Genomic DNA, 1230 nt, shown 5'->3' on the forward strand with positions numbered 1-1230 from the left:
ACCACTCTCCTAGACAAATTTCGTCTATTCTTTTTGCATAGGAGAGAACATTATGAGTGGACAACGATACACCCCAGAATTTAAAGATGAAGCTGTTAAATTGATTACCGAACGTGGATATTCTGTCACTGATGTGGCTGAACGTTTAGGTGTATCACAGCACAGCATTTATAAATGGCTAAAGGCCGTACAGCCTTTACGCAACAACCCTGATGAACATGAACTACTCGAAGCAAAGAAAGAGATCCTTCGTCTTAAAAGTCAGCTTAAGCAAACTGAAGAAGAGCGAGATATCTTAAAAAAGGCCGCAAGGTACTTTGCAAGCCTGCCCGAGTAAAGTATCAGTTTATCCTTGAGTACAGCCATCAATTTAAGATTAAAACGATGTGTCGGGTTCTTAAGATTGCTCGTGCTGGCTATTACGCCTGGCTACATGAACCCGAATCAGGCAGAACAATTGAAGACAAACGGTTATTACAACTGATCCGCTCTTCTTATGATGCCAGTTATGGCATCTATGGTTATCGTCGCATCACGCTGGATCTTAAAGAGCTAGGTGAAAGCTGTGGCCCCAATCGTGTGCTGAAGATCATGAAGAACAATGGCATTGCCGCTGTTCGAGGATATAAAAAGCATAAAAGTTATGGTTGTGGCCGTCCTCCGATTGTGCCACCAAATCACTTAAATCGAGAGTTCGCTGTGAGCACCCCTGATACTTCCTGGGTGACTGATATTACCTACATCCGTACTTGGCAAGGCTGGTTATATCTGGCTGTGGTTCTCGATTTATATTCAAGGAAAGTCATCGGTTGGTCAATGAAACCTACGCTTGCCAAGGATATCGTTTTGGATGCACTTTTAATGGCGGTATGGCGACGCAGACCCAATGAACCTGTGATCATACACTCAGACCAAGGCTCACAATACAGTAGCGGAGACTGGCAGAAATTCTGTCAAAAGCATAATTTAGTTCCGAGTATGTATGAGTCGTCGTGGAAACTGTTGGGACAATGCTGTTGCTGAATCCTTTTTTAGTAGTTTAAAGAAGGAAAGAATTAAAAAGAGGATCTATAAAACACGAGAAATGGCCCGTGCGGATGTGTTTGATTATATCGAGATGTTTTACAATCGAATCAGGCGTCATTCGCATCTCGATGGGATGAGCCCAGAAGCATTTGAGACAGCTTCAAAATGAGGCGGTCTCATGTCTAGGATACTGGGAGCAGTCCA

1 pseudogene is annotated in these 1230 nt (G+C 43.3%); it reads left to right on the forward strand.

What is annotated here, in order from left to right:
• Window positions 1–52: 52 nt before the first annotated feature.
• A pseudogene (locus V6C17_RS13235) lies at window positions 53–1195 on the forward strand (IS3 family transposase).
• Window positions 1196–1230 lie beyond the last annotated feature (35 nt).

Origin of the sequence: Dendrosporobacter sp. 1207_IL3150 (genome assembly GCF_036763085.1) — a bacterium.
Lineage (GTDB): Bacteria > Bacillota > Negativicutes > DSM-1736 > Dendrosporobacteraceae > JBAIYU01.